General features: G+C 41.9%; 17 protein-coding genes. 8 read left to right on the top strand and 9 right to left on the bottom strand.

Annotated features, from left to right (window positions below; translation table 11 throughout):
• Positions 1-169 precede the first annotated feature (169 nt).
• On the bottom strand, positions 170-2,335 hold the full coding sequence (locus AC1EU0_RS14115) for an MGH1-like glycoside hydrolase domain-containing protein (RefSeq protein ID WP_480303109.1): 2,166 nt from the start codon (positions 2,333-2,335) through the stop codon (positions 170-172).
• A 67-nt stretch (positions 2,336-2,402) separates the two neighbouring features.
• Positions 2,403-2,996 (bottom strand): YhgN family NAAT transporter, encoded by a 594-nt coding sequence (locus AC1EU0_RS14110; protein ID WP_480303108.1) that lies wholly within the window; start codon positions 2,994-2,996, stop codon positions 2,403-2,405.
• A gap of 319 nt (positions 2,997-3,315) precedes the next feature.
• On the opposite strand from AC1EU0_RS14110, the gene AC1EU0_RS14105 reads away from it, so the two are divergent.
• Genes AC1EU0_RS14105 through AC1EU0_RS14095 form a run of 3 tightly spaced genes read left to right on the top strand, consistent with a single transcriptional unit; the run spans position 3,316 to position 6,208 of the window.
• Positions 3,316-4,794, top strand: coding sequence for a ZIP family metal transporter (locus AC1EU0_RS14105; RefSeq protein ID WP_480303107.1), 1,479 nt, complete (start codon positions 3,316-3,318; stop codon positions 4,792-4,794).
• A 60-nt stretch (positions 4,795-4,854) separates the two neighbouring features.
• The gene (locus tag AC1EU0_RS14100; protein ID WP_480303106.1) at positions 4,855-5,409 is read left to right on the top strand and encodes a lysophospholipid acyltransferase family protein; all 555 of its coding nucleotides are present in this window, start codon (positions 4,855-4,857) and stop codon (positions 5,407-5,409) included.
• Between the two features lie 46 nt (positions 5,410-5,455).
• On the top strand, positions 5,456-6,208 hold the full coding sequence (locus AC1EU0_RS14095) for a glycosyltransferase family 25 protein (RefSeq protein ID WP_480303105.1): 753 nt from the start codon (positions 5,456-5,458) through the stop codon (positions 6,206-6,208).
• Between the two features lie 37 nt (positions 6,209-6,245).
• On the opposite strand, the gene AC1EU0_RS14090 is transcribed toward AC1EU0_RS14095, so the two are convergent.
• The 3 genes from AC1EU0_RS14090 to AC1EU0_RS14080 form a co-directional block, all read right to left on the bottom strand.
• Positions 6,246-7,340, bottom strand: coding sequence for a glycosyltransferase (locus tag AC1EU0_RS14090; RefSeq protein ID WP_480303104.1), 1,095 nt, complete (start codon positions 7,338-7,340; stop codon positions 6,246-6,248).
• A 7-nt stretch (positions 7,341-7,347) separates the two neighbouring features.
• Positions 7,348-8,337: a hypothetical protein gene (locus AC1EU0_RS14085; protein WP_480303103.1), complete on the bottom strand. Its 990-nt coding sequence runs from the start codon at positions 8,335-8,337 to the stop codon at positions 7,348-7,350.
• A gap of 198 nt (positions 8,338-8,535) precedes the next feature.
• Positions 8,536-9,555: a glycosyltransferase family 9 protein gene (locus tag AC1EU0_RS14080; RefSeq protein ID WP_480303102.1), complete on the bottom strand. Its 1,020-nt coding sequence runs from the start codon at positions 9,553-9,555 to the stop codon at positions 8,536-8,538.
• Positions 9,556-9,589: 34 nt separating this feature from the next.
• Between AC1EU0_RS14080 and AC1EU0_RS14075 the strand changes: the two genes are divergently transcribed.
• Complete coding sequence (locus AC1EU0_RS14075) at positions 9,590-10,366, top strand: 3-deoxy-D-manno-octulosonic acid kinase (protein ID WP_480303101.1); 777 nt, start codon at positions 9,590-9,592, stop codon at positions 10,364-10,366.
• Here the strand turns inward: AC1EU0_RS14075 and waaA are convergent.
• Positions 10,351-11,610: a lipid IV(A) 3-deoxy-D-manno-octulosonic acid transferase gene (gene waaA / locus AC1EU0_RS14070; protein WP_480303100.1), complete on the bottom strand. Its 1,260-nt coding sequence runs from the start codon at positions 11,608-11,610 to the stop codon at positions 10,351-10,353. The two genes, AC1EU0_RS14075 and waaA, sit on opposite strands and share 16 nt — an antisense overlap.
• A gap of 104 nt (positions 11,611-11,714) precedes the next feature.
• Between waaA and AC1EU0_RS14065 the strand changes: the two genes are divergently transcribed.
• The 4 genes from AC1EU0_RS14065 to glpE all read left to right on the top strand — a co-directional run bounded on the left by AC1EU0_RS14065 (position 11,715) and on the right by glpE (position 15,089).
• Positions 11,715-12,359 (top strand): TetR/AcrR family transcriptional regulator, encoded by a 645-nt coding sequence (locus tag AC1EU0_RS14065; protein ID WP_480303099.1) that lies wholly within the window; start codon positions 11,715-11,717, stop codon positions 12,357-12,359.
• 193 nt (positions 12,360-12,552) lie between these two features.
• Positions 12,553-13,749, top strand: a complete 1,197-nt coding sequence (locus AC1EU0_RS14060; RefSeq protein WP_480303098.1) for a glycine C-acetyltransferase — start codon at positions 12,553-12,555, stop codon at positions 13,747-13,749.
• Positions 13,749-14,774, top strand: coding sequence for an L-threonine 3-dehydrogenase (gene tdh, locus AC1EU0_RS14055; RefSeq protein WP_480303097.1), 1,026 nt, complete (start codon positions 13,749-13,751; stop codon positions 14,772-14,774). Before AC1EU0_RS14060 ends, tdh begins: the two co-directional genes overlap by 1 nt.
• 9 nt (positions 14,775-14,783) lie before the next feature.
• Positions 14,784-15,089, top strand: a complete 306-nt coding sequence (glpE, locus tag AC1EU0_RS14050; protein ID WP_480303096.1) for a thiosulfate sulfurtransferase GlpE — start codon at positions 14,784-14,786, stop codon at positions 15,087-15,089.
• On the opposite strand, the gene AC1EU0_RS14045 is transcribed toward glpE, so the two are convergent.
• Genes AC1EU0_RS14045 through sctS form a run of 3 tightly spaced genes read right to left on the bottom strand, consistent with a single transcriptional unit; the run spans position 15,086 to position 17,304 of the window.
• Entirely contained in the window at positions 15,086-16,276 is a 1,191-nt protein-coding gene (locus tag AC1EU0_RS14045; protein ID WP_480303095.1) for an EscU/YscU/HrcU family type III secretion system export apparatus switch protein, read from the bottom strand. The genes glpE and AC1EU0_RS14045 overlap by 4 nt on opposite strands.
• 12 nt (positions 16,277-16,288) lie before the next feature.
• Positions 16,289-17,098 (bottom strand): type III secretion system export apparatus subunit SctT, encoded by an 810-nt coding sequence (gene sctT / locus AC1EU0_RS14040; RefSeq protein ID WP_480303094.1) that lies wholly within the window; start codon positions 17,096-17,098, stop codon positions 16,289-16,291.
• A gap of 2 nt (positions 17,099-17,100) precedes the next feature.
• Complete coding sequence (sctS, locus tag AC1EU0_RS14035; RefSeq protein ID WP_480303093.1) at positions 17,101-17,304, bottom strand: type III secretion system export apparatus subunit SctS; 204 nt, start codon at positions 17,302-17,304, stop codon at positions 17,101-17,103.
• Between the last annotated feature and the right edge of the window lie 51 nt (positions 17,305-17,355).

Raw genomic sequence — 17,355 nt, 5'->3', positions numbered from 1 at the left:
ATCTACACGAACATTTGACAACGCAGTTTAAACAAAAAAGAAACGCAGCCCTTCGGGTTACACCTAAAATTTGCAAACTCTTCGTTACTCATCTTTCGTTTAGTTCACTAAACTTCATTCTTCGTGCCTTGATTTTTCAAATTTTAGGATGTAACAAATCAAAAAATCTTTAATTGGGAACGGCCTCTAACCACTGGTGATACATCAACAGAATCACAGAAGCAGACCAACTAAAGTTATTGGCATGTAATCCCTCCCCTGTAAGCGGGTGGTAATTTTCTCGAATCACCCCGTGACCTACAATGCCTTGCCCATGTTTAACCAGTTGCTTTGCCAATTGCTGTACTTGTTGATGATAGCCATAGTTATTTAAACCAACTAACGCAAAATAACTTTGATCAAGCCAAACAGGGCCTCGCCAATATCGACTTGGAGCAAAATGAGGGCTATCGGCACTGACGGTTGGAAATGGGATCTTAGTGCCAAATCGTGTCGGTGTCAGATTCGCTTTGATCAATTGCTTAGCCTGCTCAGTACTGGCTACCTTTGCCCACAACGGCAGCCAACCCTCAACCCCTTTGCCTTGCTTAATCAGTAAATATGATGTGTTGTTATGATATCGACGATCATAGAAAAATTGAGTGTCAGCATCCCAAAACTGAGTTCGAATTTGCAGGCCAAGCTTGCTCGCTTGTTTCTGCCACTGTTTACTGGTACTTCCTAAACCCAATTTTTGACTTATCTCAGCCAGTAAACGTTTTTCAGCGTATAAGTAAGCATTCAAATCTACTGATTCTTGTGATAGAGAATAGCCAATTGGACTCCCTTTTTTGTCTTTATTTACCCAAATATTAAGATCTTCGCTGTCATCAAAACGAGGGGCATTATCCATGCCCGATTCCCATGCTGCGGCTTCAATAATGGCTTTACGCTTAGGTTTTTGGTGTTCTTGATGCAATGGGTGCAAGTTGGCACCATATTCCACTAACCCATTGCGATTATGATCTCGGTTTCGATACCACCACTGATGGTAGGCAACAAGTTGGGGGTACATCTCTTTAAGAAATGCTTTATCACCATCTTGTAAATACACTTGCCATACCGCCCAAGTGGCTAGTGGCGGTTTACCATTACGTTCATTCCAATTACCACCATGGCCACCTCTTTCAGGGCTCTTGTTATAAAAAATCGCATCAGGTAAATTGCCATGATCTTGGGGTCTAACAGCATCGTCCTTTTGAAATTGATAAGCAAACATGGCACGAATATTTGATTTAGCTAAAACGGGATCAAATCGAGCCAAGGCCACCGCTTGCTTCCAACTGTCCCATGCCCATACCCCATTAAACCACGTAAAACTCACCGATGGCGTAACACTATCGTGGATAATAGCTCCCGCTTTACTGCGCCAGTTATGGGTGAGAGTCAGCATCGCCTTTGCGGCCATCTTTCCCATCGATGTACTGGGAATGTCCTTGAGTTTGTTTTGCCAATTCAAGCGATGTATCTCTATTCTCTCGCTTAGCTTTGACCATTCAACCACTGGGAAACGCTCAGTTTCATCACTGTGATGAAAGTATTGTTGAACATTCAGCAAGGCTTGTTGTGTCTTAGGGGCAAGAGTAATGGTGGTAGCTGCTTGATAACCTAAATCGTCGACGGCATCTACTTTGACATGAGGCGGAAAAGCCACGCGATAACGAGCATCATCAAGTAATAATTGCCACGTTCGATTACTGTTATTCAGTTGCCATTCCACTTGTTGATTATCGACCGTTCTTTCCTTAATGAACTGATGGTCTTTAATTTTAGAATGACGAGAGAATGGCTTTCCTTGCCAATATAAACGCCAAGACTGAGCTGTATCGGTCACATTATGAAGTTGAGTGCGGATACTCGCCGTGCGTGAATCTATAAAATGTAGACTTAACGTTAGGTGTAAATCATCCCATTGATAGCGCTGGTATAAACCATCAGGCTGACTATAAACTTCAATTTCTTTTGCCGTTTGGAAGTCTAATTTTTTACCTGATTGAGCATCTTCTATAATCAACTTTTGCAAGTTATTACTTAGATAAACACTGTATTCCTGAGCAATGACCATCGGCCCTGGAAAGCTACCATAATCTTGAGGTTCAGGTAGATGAAAGCCATGCCAAGCACCTTGATCAATATATACGGCAGGAATAGAAAGGTTGCGGTTACTATCGCGTGACTCCATCGTTGTGATATCGCCTCGATAGGGCAGTATATCTCGAAACTCAGACAAATGTGCAGCATGCACTATGTTACTTGCTGCACTTATGATCAGCAGCATCCTTGCGATAAAAGCCATTTTCCCACCATGAATTGCATACAATATTCATCATTGTATTCATGGTGGAGATTAAAAATCAATCAGCTTAAGCTGCAGTCCCTAAATATTTTGCAATACCATCAAGGAACATTTGTACCGAAATCATCACCAGAACCATTCCCATCAGTCGCTCAACAGCAGATAGGCCTTTTTCACCCAAAACTTTTGTAAACAGGCCATTGAACAGCAATATTATCGCACTTAACCCCCAAGAGATAATTAAGGCAATTGTCCAATCCGTCATTCGAGAGCTATCGGTATGCGCCAATAAAATTAAGGTCGCTAAGATTGAAGGCCCTGCCATTAACGGAATGGCTAAGGGGACGATAAAAGGCTCTTCACCTGCGGCTAAGCCCACTACTCCACCGGGTTGAGGAAAAATCATTCTAATGGCAATTAAGAATAAGATAATACCACCAGCAATACTTACCGACTCGGTGCGCAAGCCTAAGAAGCCCAGCATGGCTTCACCTGCATATAAGAAAATCAACATGATCCCAAGTGAAATAAGCAATTCACGGATCAATACTCGACGGCGTTTTTTAGGATCGATATGACGCAATATCGAAGCAAAAATTGGCAAGTTCCCTAGGGGATCCATGATTAAAAATAGCATTACAGTCGCAGAAAGAATATCCATGAAAACGTCTTATTTACTCGGGATTAATAGGAATGATAGTAATTCTATCTGCTTTTTTAGAAATAGTGAGTAGAAAGCCATAAACTTTACCTTATGAATACATTAATTCGCCTTTAACTTAACATTCAGATAAAAGTCGCAAAATCATAAATGGGAATAGTAAGCATTTGAGATTAATATTATAATTGCTTTGGTATAACTCTTTAATGCCAGATACAATTATACAGCTGGGCTGCCATTTACATTTAGGGATACAGCAAAAGTTTCAACACATTATCGTCATAGAGTCCAAAGACTCTATATTTAACTAGGTTTTTTCATGCTCTATCTCGTTGCCAGTCTTATTGCTTTACTTGCAGGCCCAGTTTGCTATCGAGTGCTCTCATCTGGCTCTGCATTACAAAAAGGTCTTGATGGTTTTATTTTTGTCTCTCTTGGTGGCTTAGTTCTGATCCACATTTTGCCTCAATTACTTGAACATGGCAGCTGGCTAGCGTTATTGTTTGTCGCCATTGGCATGTGGGGCCCAACCATGAGCGAGCGGATTTTTCACCGCCATTCGGAATTAACCCATAACCTGACATTAACGCTTGGAGTTGGCGGCTTATTATTGCACACCCTAACCGATGGTGGCGCTTTGGTGTTGGCTCAGCAGCCTGAAAACTCTACTTTACTTGCGTTAGGGATCATCTTACACCGCCTGCCTGTAGGAATTGCCATGTGGTGGCTATTAAAACCACAAGTCGGTAACCGTTGGGCCGCTCTGGTATTGGGCTTGATGATGCTACTAACCACAATAGGTTACCTTCTTGGAGAACAGTTCCTTACTCATATCTCTCTTGATAACACCGTCTACCTACAAGCCTTTGTGACAGGATCAATTTTACATGTTGTATTGCATCAACCTCATGTTGAAAAAACGGATGATCCACAAGGTCAATTTGAATATCACGCAGGAATTGGAAGCATACTTGGTATCGGGTTGCTGCTGATACTAATGCTCACTGAAATGGGTGAGCTTCATCAACACGATGTTGAACACGAACTCACTATTTTTTGGCATTGGGTTATCGAAATCTTACCCCTCATATTATTGACGTTAACCTTAGGTATATTACGACAAAATATAGAGCACCGACTGCCTGAAACAATACGAAATCCACGACCACAAAACTTTACTCCTGAAGCAGTGTTGTTCACTTTAGTCACTCTTGGCTGGGTTTACGCAGTATTTCAGTTTGTGCTTAGTCTTGTCATGTCTAAGCTTTCTGTTAATCGTTCTTCTGACTCGTCTGAAAGTAATGGCTTTTCTTTAACCATTATTGATAGTAATGCTGCTGTAGTGATTTTCAGTTTACTGCTGGTAAATATTCTTGGGCAACCAACTGGGCTTTTATCAACTGCCGCCGTTCAAGTGCTACTACTGCTGCCTTTATTTGTGGTATGCCGATTTACATTACTCGCGTCTTCAGTACTGGCTGCAAGCTTAGCGTTTCAACAATGGCATGTCTTAGCCGTTATGGGCGCTTTAATTCTGCCACCTTTAATGACGGCAACACACTTAAAATACCATTTAAAACCATTAATGCTTGGCGCTATCGCTATCACCACAGGATATTGGCTCTTACCTAAAGCCAAAATTCAGCCTGCAACAGAGCATCATGATTCCATACTTTTAATCGTCATTTCAGCAACATTGGTTGCTTTGATGTGTTCAATCAGCTTAATTCGCTTAGGACCAAGGCAGTTTTTAAAACGTATGTGGGGATTGCCAGAAAGGCACCATCACCGCCATTAACCTCGACAGTGTGATGAAAATAAGCTAAAACTGCCTATATGACCTCTTAGAGATTGGATCATGATGGCAAGTTTTTCTATGTGGATACTGAAGCTGTTTGGCTGGAACATTAGCGGACAACTACCGAGTGATCGCCAATTTATTTTGATTGGCGCCCCTCACACCAGCAACTGGGATTTTATTATTGGCATACTCTCCCGTTCAGCCGTTAAACGTCGTATCCACTTTTTAGGTAAACACCAATTATTTATTCCACCATGGGGATGGTTATTTAGGGCTTTAGGCGGCAGTCCTGTCAACCGCACTAAAAATAATAACTTAGTGCAATCCGCCTGCGAACAGTTTGCCACACATGAAGACTATGCCCTCGCCTTAGCTCCTGAAGGCACTCGCGGAAAAGTCAATCGCTGGAAAACGGGGTTTTACCATATTGCAGTTCAAGCCAAGGTACCTATTGTGTGTGCAGGGTTTGACTACCAACACAAAACATTGCGTATCGAGCCCCCGATTTACCCTACTGGCGATATTAATCTGGACATGAATCACATTTTGGCATTTTATCGCACCATAAAAGGCCGTTATCCAAAGGAGATCCCTATCTACACCGAAAATTAACTCTTATTATACTTTGCCTCTAAACCTTAACAATTGGATGGAGGAAATGTTGCAACCTGTTATTTTTGTCATCAACATGCCGCAGAATGAATCCCGTTGGCAGCATCTGCAGCAACAACTATCCCAATTATCTTTACGGGGAACTCACTTCAGTGCCGTCGTTGGCTCAGCATTATCTCAGGATGAAATAGAAGCGATTTACGATGATAAGCTAAACAAACGCTATTATCATCGAGATCTCACAGTGGGAGAAATTGGCTGCTACGCCAGCCACCGTCAAGTATGGCAACAACTTCTAGATTCTGACGAACTTCATGCCGTTGTTTTGGAAGATGATATTAATTTATCTGACGGTTTTACCACTATTCTGACCACGATTGACCGATTGCAAGGATGGGATATCATCAAACTATCAGACAATCGTAATAATCCCGCAGCAGAAACTATCGCTCTGTCTGACACTGTGGCATGTATTAACTATACAAGAGTGCCCAACTGTACAACGGGCTATGTGATCAGTCGTCAAGGCGCAGAAAAACTCCTTGCTCGAAAACGCTTTTTTAGACCTGTGGATGTCGATATACAATTTCACAGTGAACTTAATTTACAAGTCATCGGTTTACAGCCTTATTGTGTATTTGAAGCCGATTTCGACAGTGAAATTGTAGCCATGAACCCAAACAAACGTCACGGCAATAAAAGTACATTTTGGCGAAATACTAAGTATCGATTATCAATGATGAAGCAACGCACACAACAATCGGCCGATATTGAAAATATTGTGAAGCCATATAATTAGAAATAAGATGGCTAAATTTCATACTGTTATTATCAATTTATTTTAAGTTTAAGTACTGTTTTGCTATTTCTTCCGCTTCGATATGCTTACATAACTCAGCATCAATGGTAACTTTTGACTTCTTTAGTAAATTATCAATTTTTGTTGCCAGTGACTTTGGATCTTGCACTGAAACAAGGTTTTCAGCCAGCTCACCCGTTAAGATCTCTGAAGGACCATGTGGGCAGTCTGTGCTAATTACAGGCGTACCACATATTAATGCCTCAATGATAACTGTCGGCAAACCTTCATAGTCAGAGCTTAATACAAGCGCTCTCGCGCTCTTAATCCATTGATAGGGGTTTGCTTGAAAGCCTGGCAAAATGATTCGATCACTTACTCCATGTTTTTTTGCCAGCTTTAACGCTTTTTTAGGGTTATTGCATAGCAGTACCAATTTGATGTTGCTTTCCATTTCATTAAGAGCTTCAAATAAAATGTCATGTCTCTTTTGCTTTGCAACTCTACCAACATGTATCAAATATTCTTCACTTGGAATTGATGTATTAACCTTTTCCGATTGAGCTTTTATGTAATTAACATCAAAAGGGTTATAAATGGTCTGCACTGATTTAGGTTGTATACGCCCCACTTGTTCAATTTCTTTCTTGATTCCATTTGAGACAGTAATCAATCGTTGTCCACTTAAGCAATGTTTAGCGCGCCACATTTTGAAATAAGCGATGGGACCAAGCTTTTTTTGACGAATTAATTCTTGTTCCACAGAGTTATGGACGACGCAGTATAGTGGTGATAAACCCGTTCGGGTCATCAGTTGGTTACTTGTATCTAGGTTAGATAGAAACAAATCAAATTTACCAATCTCATGTTGCACATCATCAATTGTGTTCTTTAAGCTTCTTGCATTAAATTTCACCTTAAAAACACTATCTAGCCCTTTGGTTCCTTTTTCAAAACAAACATGCAATGGAACATTCATTGGAACTTGATACTCGCCGTTATTTTGAAGTACAAAAAGGTGCGCTTCATGCCCCAGCTTAATAAATTCTTGTGCAAGCGTAAGCATTACTTTTTCCGCACCACCGCCTGCTAAGCTATTTATTACAATAGCAATTCGTTTATTATCAAACATTTAATCTTTACCTAAATACAGCTTCTAAACTTTCAAGTACATGCACCAAACCATTACTATCGTCTGCTGTATGCAATAACTCATATTTTAAATCTGCATCAGCATACAGCTTTTCAATTTTTTTCATCGATAACTTACTCTCAACTTTCATCACAAAACCATGCTGGTAGCAAATATCTATTCGCGCAGGCTGATCTTTCGATACCGGTACCGATAATGATGGCACCTTCAAAGCTATGGCTTGTAATAAAGCATCACCACCACTGATCACGGTAGCTTTAGCCATAGCCAATAAATTGATAAAGGTTGGATTATCTACTGATGGCAACACTGTTAGTCTTTCAGTGGAAACAGGGACTTTTTTAGGATAATTCGAGCCCATAATCACTATACAATCAACATCATATTTTTCTGAAAATGTTTTAGCTTGTTGATAAAACTGCTCAGCGGCTAACTCTCCATTTACCTTATGCCCACCGGAACCAGCACTAAATATAAGGTACTGCTTCTCAATTAATCCGTATTCATTTAATAATCGTTGACCTTGCTCTTTATTTGGCTGAGAAAATACAGGCCCAATGCACTGTGGCGCTTCTTTATTGAACCAATTCAGTTTCATTTTCTGCAACCAGCTTAAATCAGGCATGATAAATTCGGGTTGAACAACAAAATGATGATCAATTAACTTCAATCGATTTAGCTTAAGTCCTTTGCTTCTTTTTTTAGTATGTTGGCTAAAAAAGACCGTCTTCGCACCGATGTTTTTAGCATGCTGAAAATGTGCTTTTCGACCAGATGCATCAAATATCACCACGTCTGGCAGCAGCTCCGACATAATACTGTTGACACCTCTAATGTCCTTAGTTGGAGTGGTATCAATGAGTTGGGTAGGAAATGGACAATCTTTTGCGTAAGGAGCATTGCGATTCAAAATAAAATGAATTTGACTTTCGGGCCACTTTTTTTGAACTTCAGTGGCAATGACCAATGAACGCATATACTCCCCGATACCACTGGCACAGGAGACGGGAATGAATAAAAACGTTTTGTTACTGTTCATATTGATATGGGTGATTCACAATTAAAAAATGCCGAAAAGTACTTTTATCCCTGAAACAACCATAGCAATCAATTGCAATACTTTGTATTTTTATATAAAACTAAGTTGATCTCTTTTTTACTACCAAATAATGGTCTAAAAATCTGTTAACTTTTGCAACACAGAATCAACTCCAATCCGCTCCATCAAGGCTTCACCTTTCGCACGCTGGCCCCATTTTACTGCACCTTGTTGCTGCTCTGCGATAACGTCTTGATAGACACTGACGACTTTATTTCTATCATTATATGGCCCGGTTCGTCCCGGGTTTGAGTGAGCGTATAAACCAATCACTGGTGTGCCTTGCGTTGTCGCCATATGGGCTGGCCCAGTATCGGGAGCCAACACTAAATTTGCGTGCTTAAGTAAGGCTAGTAACTTCAACAAACTGGTTTTGCCTACATGGTCAACAAGCTGAGCTTGGCAATGCTCACTGATCTGTTGAGCTAAATCTAATTCTAACTGCGCAGGGCCACCACACAGCATCACTTGGTAACCTTTGTTTGCCATGTGATCCGCTACTTGAGCATAACGCTCTGGCAACCAATTACGTTCCGCTTTGCTGGCCGCTGCACAAATAATAAACGTAGGCCGCTGGCATTGCTGTTGTGCCCAAAGCTCGTCAGCTTCAGGGATAGGAATATTCCACTTAGGGGTAATATCTTTGACGCCTATGCCCTCAGCAAATCCCATAAAACCATCCAGTACATGAGGTTCATGCTGTGGCTCAATCTGATGATTGGTAAATAACCACTGCCCTTCTTTTGCTCGGGCTTTATCAAAACCAACTTTGACTTTTGCTTTGATCATCATCGATGCCACACTGGCTCTTAACGCCACCTGCATGTGCAGCAATACATCGAAACATTGTCCTTTTAATGCTCTTTTTAAATTGGTATAGCTACGCCAACCTTGAGACTTATCAAAAATAACAAATTCTACATTAGGCACATGTTTCACTAACTGATATTCGACCTTACCTATCACCCAAGTGATAGCAAGATGAGGATATTGACGCTGGATAGCTTGTACCATTGCTACAGCATGGCATACATCACCAATTGCAGAGAGCCGCAATACACACAAAGATTGTTTTGTTGAAAGATCCAGCTTCATTAAGAACACCAAGTTGTTATTAGGGCACGCCCTAGTGATATTTACGCAAGCGATTAATATTAATGTAGAATGGCGTTACAAGCCATGGTTCAAGTTGAAAATGCAGATAAAAACCCATAAAAGCGTCACTCTTGCTGTAGCAAACCCTCAATGCCAATCATTAAAGTCAGAACACTTTGAACCCAATTTCTGGCAGGAGAAAGGCGCGATAACGGGAACCTCAACAGGCCGTCATACCACTTGGTTTATTCAAAGCAATACAGACCAACAATGGGTACTTCGTCATTATTGGCGTGGCGGATTGATGGCAAAATTCAGCCGGGATTTATATCTGTTCATGGGTAAGGAATATACTCGCCCTATGGCTGAACTAAGGCTACTTGCACATATGATCCAACTCAATCTGCCTGTCCCACGCCCCGTGGCGGCTAAAATAGAACAAACAGGTTTATGGTATCGTGGTGATATTCTGATAGAGCGGATTGAGAATGCCATTGATTTACACGGATTGCTTTCAAAAAGCACCATGGATGATGACCGTTGGCAATTATTGGGACAAACAATCGCGCGCTTTCACCGACTTGGTGTTTATCATGCTGATCTCAACATTAAGAATATCTTGTGGGATCAACAACAATTTTATTTGATTGACTTTGATCGAGGTGAAATGCGTAAACCCGCGTCTTCTTGGCAACAAAGTAATATTGCGAGGCTTCGCCGTTCATTTGATAAAGAAAAGGCCAAACTTCCAGAACTGGCCTTTAATGAACATAATTGGCAACAATTATTAGCGGGTTATAGTCTTTCTTGAATGATGGCTTGATGTTTTAAAACGGCACCACGGTTGGCTTCAACACATTGTTTTGCCGCTTGCTGTCGTTTTTTCAACTCTTCTTCGTCATTTATATTTTCTAAAAGCGACTCAGCTAAAGAGCGACTTGAATTAACGGTTTTTAAGCCATTAACCTGTGCCAGCATCTGGCAAATATCGGTAAAGTTATAACGCGACTCACCCATGAGTACTGCAAGCCCCATTGCGGCTGCTTCCAAAGGGTTTTGTCCGCCATGTTCAATAAACGAGCCGCCTATGAAAGCTTGATCACCACAAGCAAGAAACTTCAACATTTCTCCCATGGTGTCTCCTAACAATACTTGCGTGTCGTTGCTGACTTGCTGCTGTTGACTTCGCCTTGCCAATGTCATCTTAAATGTGGCAATAGATTTAGCCGCAACGTCAAACTGCTCAGGGTGGCGAGGCACCATAATTAATAAAGCATTGGGGTGTTGCTTCAATACTTGTTGATGAGCGTCAAGAACCGCATCAAATTCTCCCGGATGAATACTGCTAGCAATCCAAACTGGAGCCGTGTCCCGCTGCCAATGTGATCTTAACTTTTTTCCTTCCTCAAAGATTTCATCACTGATCGGCAGGTCAAACTTAAGACTGCCTGTCACTTCTGTTTTTGAAGCGTCGATACCGAGTTGAATGAAGCGTTGCTGCTCGTCTATAGTTTGTACGCCTACATAATCCAACGCCTTAAGCATTGGGCCTGTTAAGGAGGGATATTTTTGATATTTAGCAAAAGAAGAAGCTGATAATCGCGCATTCGCAAGCAGCACTTTAGCCCCTTGCTTTTGTGAATAATGAACCAAGTTTGGCCATAATTCCGTTTCCAAAATCACCACCAACTTAGGCGCCAACTGTTTAACAAAACGTTTGGTAGCACAAGCAAAGTCCATCGGTAAATAACAATGTTGAACCTGACTTCCAAACGCTTTTTTAACTAACGCCGATCCTGTTGGGCTAGTTGTGGTAATAGTTACCCTATGTTCAGGATAAGACTCTATAATATTTCGAATAAGAGGTATCGCAGCTTGGGTCTCCCCCATAGATGCTGTATGAAATAACACCTCTGTTGGTTCAATTTTATGCCATCCGAACCGCTCCGACCAGCGACCTCGGTAGTCTCTACTCTTTATCGCTCTCACTATTAAGTAGCTGATTAATAATGGAGACAACAAATATAAAAGAGCGGAATACCAAAAACGATTCATGTAACGTTCCAATTACAGATTTTGCTTGAAGATTAACGCTAATGCTACCATACCCTAGCAAATTGACGTGAATTATATAAGTAAACCAATCCTTAGGAAGCCAAATGAAAACTCGTGATAAAATCATCCACGCCAGCCTTGAGCTGTTTAATGAGCACGGCGAGCGAGCGATCACCACCAACCATATTGCGGCTCATTTAGGGATAAGCCCTGGTAATCTGTATTACCATTTTCGAAACAAACAAGACATCATTCAAAGTATTTTCAGTTTATACGAAGGCCATTTACACGAACACTTTCAACCACCACAAGAAGGCAATATCAGCCCAGAACGTCTAGTTAATTACTTTGATGCGATGTTTTATGGCTTATGGCAATTTCGTTTCTTCTATGCCAATCTCAGTGACATTCTGCAAAAAGATGATTCACTAAAGCAGCGTTACCATGCAATACAAGTTAAAGTCATGCAAGCCAGCCAAGGTATCATTCGTCAGCTAGTTAACAGTGGTATTCTTGAAATCCCTGACAGTGATCTTGACCGATTTGCCGATACCTTAAAGATGATCGCCGCTACTTGGATCAGCTATCGATTAGCACAATCATCCAATTCCAATATTCAGAAATTTGAACTCTATGACGGTATTTCAAGAGTGATTATGCTGACCAAAAACTATGCCACTGCTAGTGCTAAACCGGCTTTTGAACAGCTTGAGCAGCGTTATATAGAGTTAAGCCAAAGCCACAAATAACGTCCTTACAAGACTAATCAAGCGCACGACCGTTGGGCGTGCGTTAAGATTTACACCTCTTCTTATATCCCAACTCCATGATCCTTTTGAACAATACACGGCATAGGGGTACACTTAGCCCCATTCGTATATCATCGGCTAATGCAATCCGCAAAATTCCGATAATTTAACCTCTGATTTAAAGGAGCGTCCTTTGGCTTCATCATCCTTTTACCAACAAATTAACCAGCAGCTGGCTGACGTTAAAGCTGAAGGGCTTTATAAAAGTGAGCGCATCATTGTCTCACCACAACAGACCGCCATTAACGTTAACAGTGAAGAAGTCATTAACTTCTGCGCCAACAATTACTTAGGATTGGCCAATCACCCAGAATTGATCAAAGCGGCTCAAAAAGGGCTGGATGACCATGGGTTTGGAATGGCATCAGTACGCTTCATTTGTGGTACTCAAGGTATTCACAAGCAGCTCGAATCATCGTTAAGTGAGTTTTTGGGTATGGAAGATACCATTCTTTACTCTTCATGCTTTGACGCGAATGCTGGCTTATTTGAAACCTTACTGGATGCCAATGACGCTATTGTATCTGACGCATTAAACCACGCTTCCATCATCGACGGTGTGCGCCTATGTAAAGCCAAACGTTTCCGTTATGCCAACAATGACATGGCGGATTTGGAAGCGCAACTCAAAGCCGCTAAAGATGCTGGTGCTCGTAATATTCTGATTGCGACTGATGGCGTATTCTCTATGGACGGAGTGATTGCTAACTTACGTGGTGTGTGTGATTTAGCCGACAAGTATGGCGCTCTTGTTATGGTGGATGATTCTCACGCTGTCGGCTTTGTAGGTGAAGACGGTCGTGGTACTCACGAATACTGTGAAGTGATGGATCGCGTCGACATTATCACAGGCACACTTGGCAAAGCTTTAGGTGGTGCATCCGGTGGTTTTACATCGGGTAAAAAAGAAGTCATTGAGTGGTTGCGTCAACGCTCTCGTCCTTACTTGTTTTCAAATTCATTAGCTCCTGCGATTGTCAGTGCTTCTATTCGCGTATTAGACATGCTCAAAGACGGTGCTAATTTGCGAAATCAACTTAAAGACAATGCTCGTTATTTCCGTAAGCAGATGTCTGCCGTTGGCTTTACCTTGGCAGGAGCTGATCATGCTATTATTCCGGTAATGATTGGTGACGCTAAACTGGCAGGTGATTTTGCTAACCGTCTTTTAGAAGAGCACATCTATGTAGTTGGTTTTTCGTTCCCTGTTGTTCCTAAAGGACAAGCGCGCATTCGTACACAAATGTCGGCGGCCCACACTCGCGAACAACTAGATAAAGCCATAGAAGCCTTCATTCGCATTGGTAAAGAAATGGGTATCATCAAATAATGAAAGCCTTAAGTAAATTAAAGCCAGAACCAGGCATTTGGATGGTCGACGTTGATAAACCAGAAATGGGTTATAACGACTTACTGATCAAAATCCGTAAAACCGCCATTTGTGGTACCGACATCCATATCTACAACTGGGATGAATGGTCACAAGCGACTATCCCAACACCTATGGTAGTAGGCCATGAATATGTAGGTGAAGTGGTCGCTGTGGGCGAAGGCGTTCGCGGTTTTGACGTGGGTGACAGAGTTTCTGGTGAAGGGCACATTACTTGTGGGCATTGTCGTAACTGCCGAGCAGGTCGTACTCATCTATGTCGCAATACCACAGGTGTTGGCGTAAACCGTGAGGGTGCCTTTGCTGAGTACTTGGTTATCCCTGCATTCAATGCGTTTAAACTTCCTGATGATGTTAGTGATGACTTGGCCTCTATTTTTGATCCTTTCGGCAATGCTGTTCACACGGCTTTATCGTTTGATTTAGTGGGTGAAGATGTGTTGATCACAGGTGCTGGCCCAATTGGCATTATGGCAGCGGCTGTATGTAAGCATGTTGGTGCCCGTCATGTTGTGATCACTGACGTTAACGAATACCGCCTAGATCTGGCTCGAAAAATGGGCGCAACATGTGCCGTGAACGTGGCCAATGAAGATTTAACAACCGTTATGGCTGAACTTGGTATGAGTGAAGGCTTTGACGTTGGCTTGGAAATGTCAGGCGTACCATCGGCCTTCCAAGGTATGTTAGATACCATGAATCACGGCGGCAAAATCGCTATGCTCGGTATTCCACCTGAAAATATGGGCATCGATTGGAGTAAAGTCATATTTAAAGGGCTAGAGATCAAAGGCATTTATGGTCGTGAAATGTTTGAAACCTGGTACAAAATGGCAAGTTTGATCCAATCTGGACTGGATATTACCCCAATCATTACTCATCACTACTCTGTCGATGACTTCCAACAAGGCTTTGATGTCATGCGCTCTGGCCAATCTGGGAAAGTGATTTTAAATTGGGAATAGGATTTGAAAATGTCAGAAGTTAAACACATTAATGTCGCCAACTTAATTGCAATGGCAGCTATACCGAACATACAGTTGGTGGATATTCGTGATCCTGACAGTTTCAGTCAAGGCCATATTGCTAATGCCACTCATTTGACTAATGACAACTTAACCGACTTCATCCAAAACGCTGATTTGGATGCACCTACGGTAGTAATTTGTTACCACGGGATCAGTAGTATACAAGCGGCTCAGTTTTTGATTGGTCAAGGGTTTGAAGACGTCTACAGTCTTGATGGTGGCTTTGAAGCATGGGCGAATAGTAGTCGCTAATCTCGAGGCTCTTCATCTGAAGCCGGATCTTGTTCGGCTTCATCACCCTCTCCCATTTCGCCCTCATTCTCATCATTATTATCTTCTATTTCTCCCTCATTCTCGTTCTCATCTTCTTCATCGAAGTCGTCATCTTCATCATCATAATCAAGCGACATCACGATCCGCATCAATTCAGCCACTGGTTCAAATAAACTCTCAGGGATAAAATCTCCAGCTTCTACTTCTGAATACAAGGCTCTTGCGAGGGGTATGTTTTCCACCACAGGTACTTGTGCCTTTTCTGCAATATCTACGATATGCAAAGCTAAATGCTCTTGTGCTTTCTCAAGCACTTTTGGGATAGGTGACTCCTCAGCATCATAAAATAAACATACCGCTAAATGCTTGGGATTTCGTACTACTGCCGAGGATTTTTTCACATTTGAGGCTAAACTGCCTGAGGCAATTTCACGCTGAGTTTCACGGCGCTTTTGCTTGATTTCAGGGTTACCTTCGGTATCTTTTCGCTCTTGTTTGGTTTCCTCTTTGGACATCTTGAGCTCTTCCATAGTGGAGTGACGTTGGAATGCATAGTCCGCCGCCCCAAACAATAAATAACACCCCACAAAACAGCCCCACAGCCATAAAATTAAGGTCATCATTACCTTAAGGCCACATTGCTCATCACAAATCGGCAGATACTGAAACGAGTTCGAATACTTGTGCAAAATGTAATAAAACACCGCACTAAGGACTAACACCTTAATAATATTCTTGGCTAATTCGAATAAGCTTTTCATTGAGAACAACTGCTTGGCGTTATTAACAATATTGAGCTTATCGAACTTAGGTTCTAAAGCTTCAGATGCCCACAAAGGTCCAGTTTGAACAATGTGCCCAAGGATGATGACGGCTGAAAGCACTAACCCTAACCCACCAAAGTATTTGAGAAGTAATTCCACAAACCCTAAAAAAATTTGTTCTGTGGCGGTTTTCCAATCCAAATTCATATAATGAATGGCTTGTTCGATGAGTTTGATATTGGCATTTAGAAAGTCGTGACCCATAAATAAGAAGTACGCAAGGATCACCGCCATTTCCAGACCTGTAACAATCTCATTACTTTGGATCACTTGCCCTTTTTTACGGGCGTCGCGTATTCGTTTCTCGGTAGGTTTTTCGGTCTTTTGTCCACCTTCAGCCATAGTGCCGCCTCCCTATGGCTTAGGTTCCATCAACTTATACAAAGTCTGAAAATGAGATTCAGCATTGTCAGTACGCTCCAAATAATTATGAAACGCAAAGTTGATGCAGTAGATCATCACCAGTATGACCATCACTGATTTCACCGGCATGGAAAGGAAAAATACGTTGAGTTGTTGAGCGGAACGGTTTACCAAACCAAAAGCGGTATCTGTAAGCAACATGATCACCATGCCGGGCATAGCGAATCCCATAAACAGGGCATTCATCAACCGCCATTCTTGTAAAAAGAAATCAAATAACGGAATATTTCCATTCAAATCAAGCGCCGTCCCGGGAGGCAATACTAAATAGGATTCATACATCGCACTGAGTAAAAAGTTTAATCCACCTGAGGCCAGAAATAACACACTCAAGACTTGAGCAAAAATGACACCATAAACAGAAGATTCCACGCCCAATAACGGGTTAAGCACGGTTGATAACGACGAACCACGCATGGTATCAATCAAAAAGCCCGCCATATCAATGGCCCAAAATGGCACAGCGGCACAAAAACCGATAACCAGACCAATGGCAAATTCTTCGAGATATAAGCCTATCAATTCAAGATAAGTGGCTTCTAACAAATGCTCATGCATATGCATTAGCGTAGGCATCACAGGAAAAGCAAACATCATGACAAGGCCGTTACGCATTAAACCACTGCTTAAACTACCACTTTTAAAGAGTGGCAATAACAGCATCATCCCCAAGGGACGCATCATGCTTAGGGAAAAGACAGGTAAATGTTCTGTGAGAGCTTTATAGAACTCTGTCTCCAAACCTACCCCACTCTATCTATCAAATTGAACATTTCATTACCAAAGTTGAGCATGGCAACGGCCATCCAATCATAGGTCATGGCCATCACGATGCTGACCCCAACCAGTTTGATAAGAAACTGTAAGGTCTGATCTTGAATTTGGGTCAATGCTTGCACTAATGACACCAGCACCCCCAGTACCGACGCCACTAGTACAGTCGGCATTGAAAGCAACAAGGTGATCCATAGCAGTTCTGAGGTGAGGTGTATAAAGTC

The organism is Parashewanella sp. 2210YD4-3, assembly GCF_056591735.1.
The sequence above is the reverse complement of the archived record's forward strand: the minus strand, read 5'-3'. Positions and strand labels throughout refer to the sequence as shown.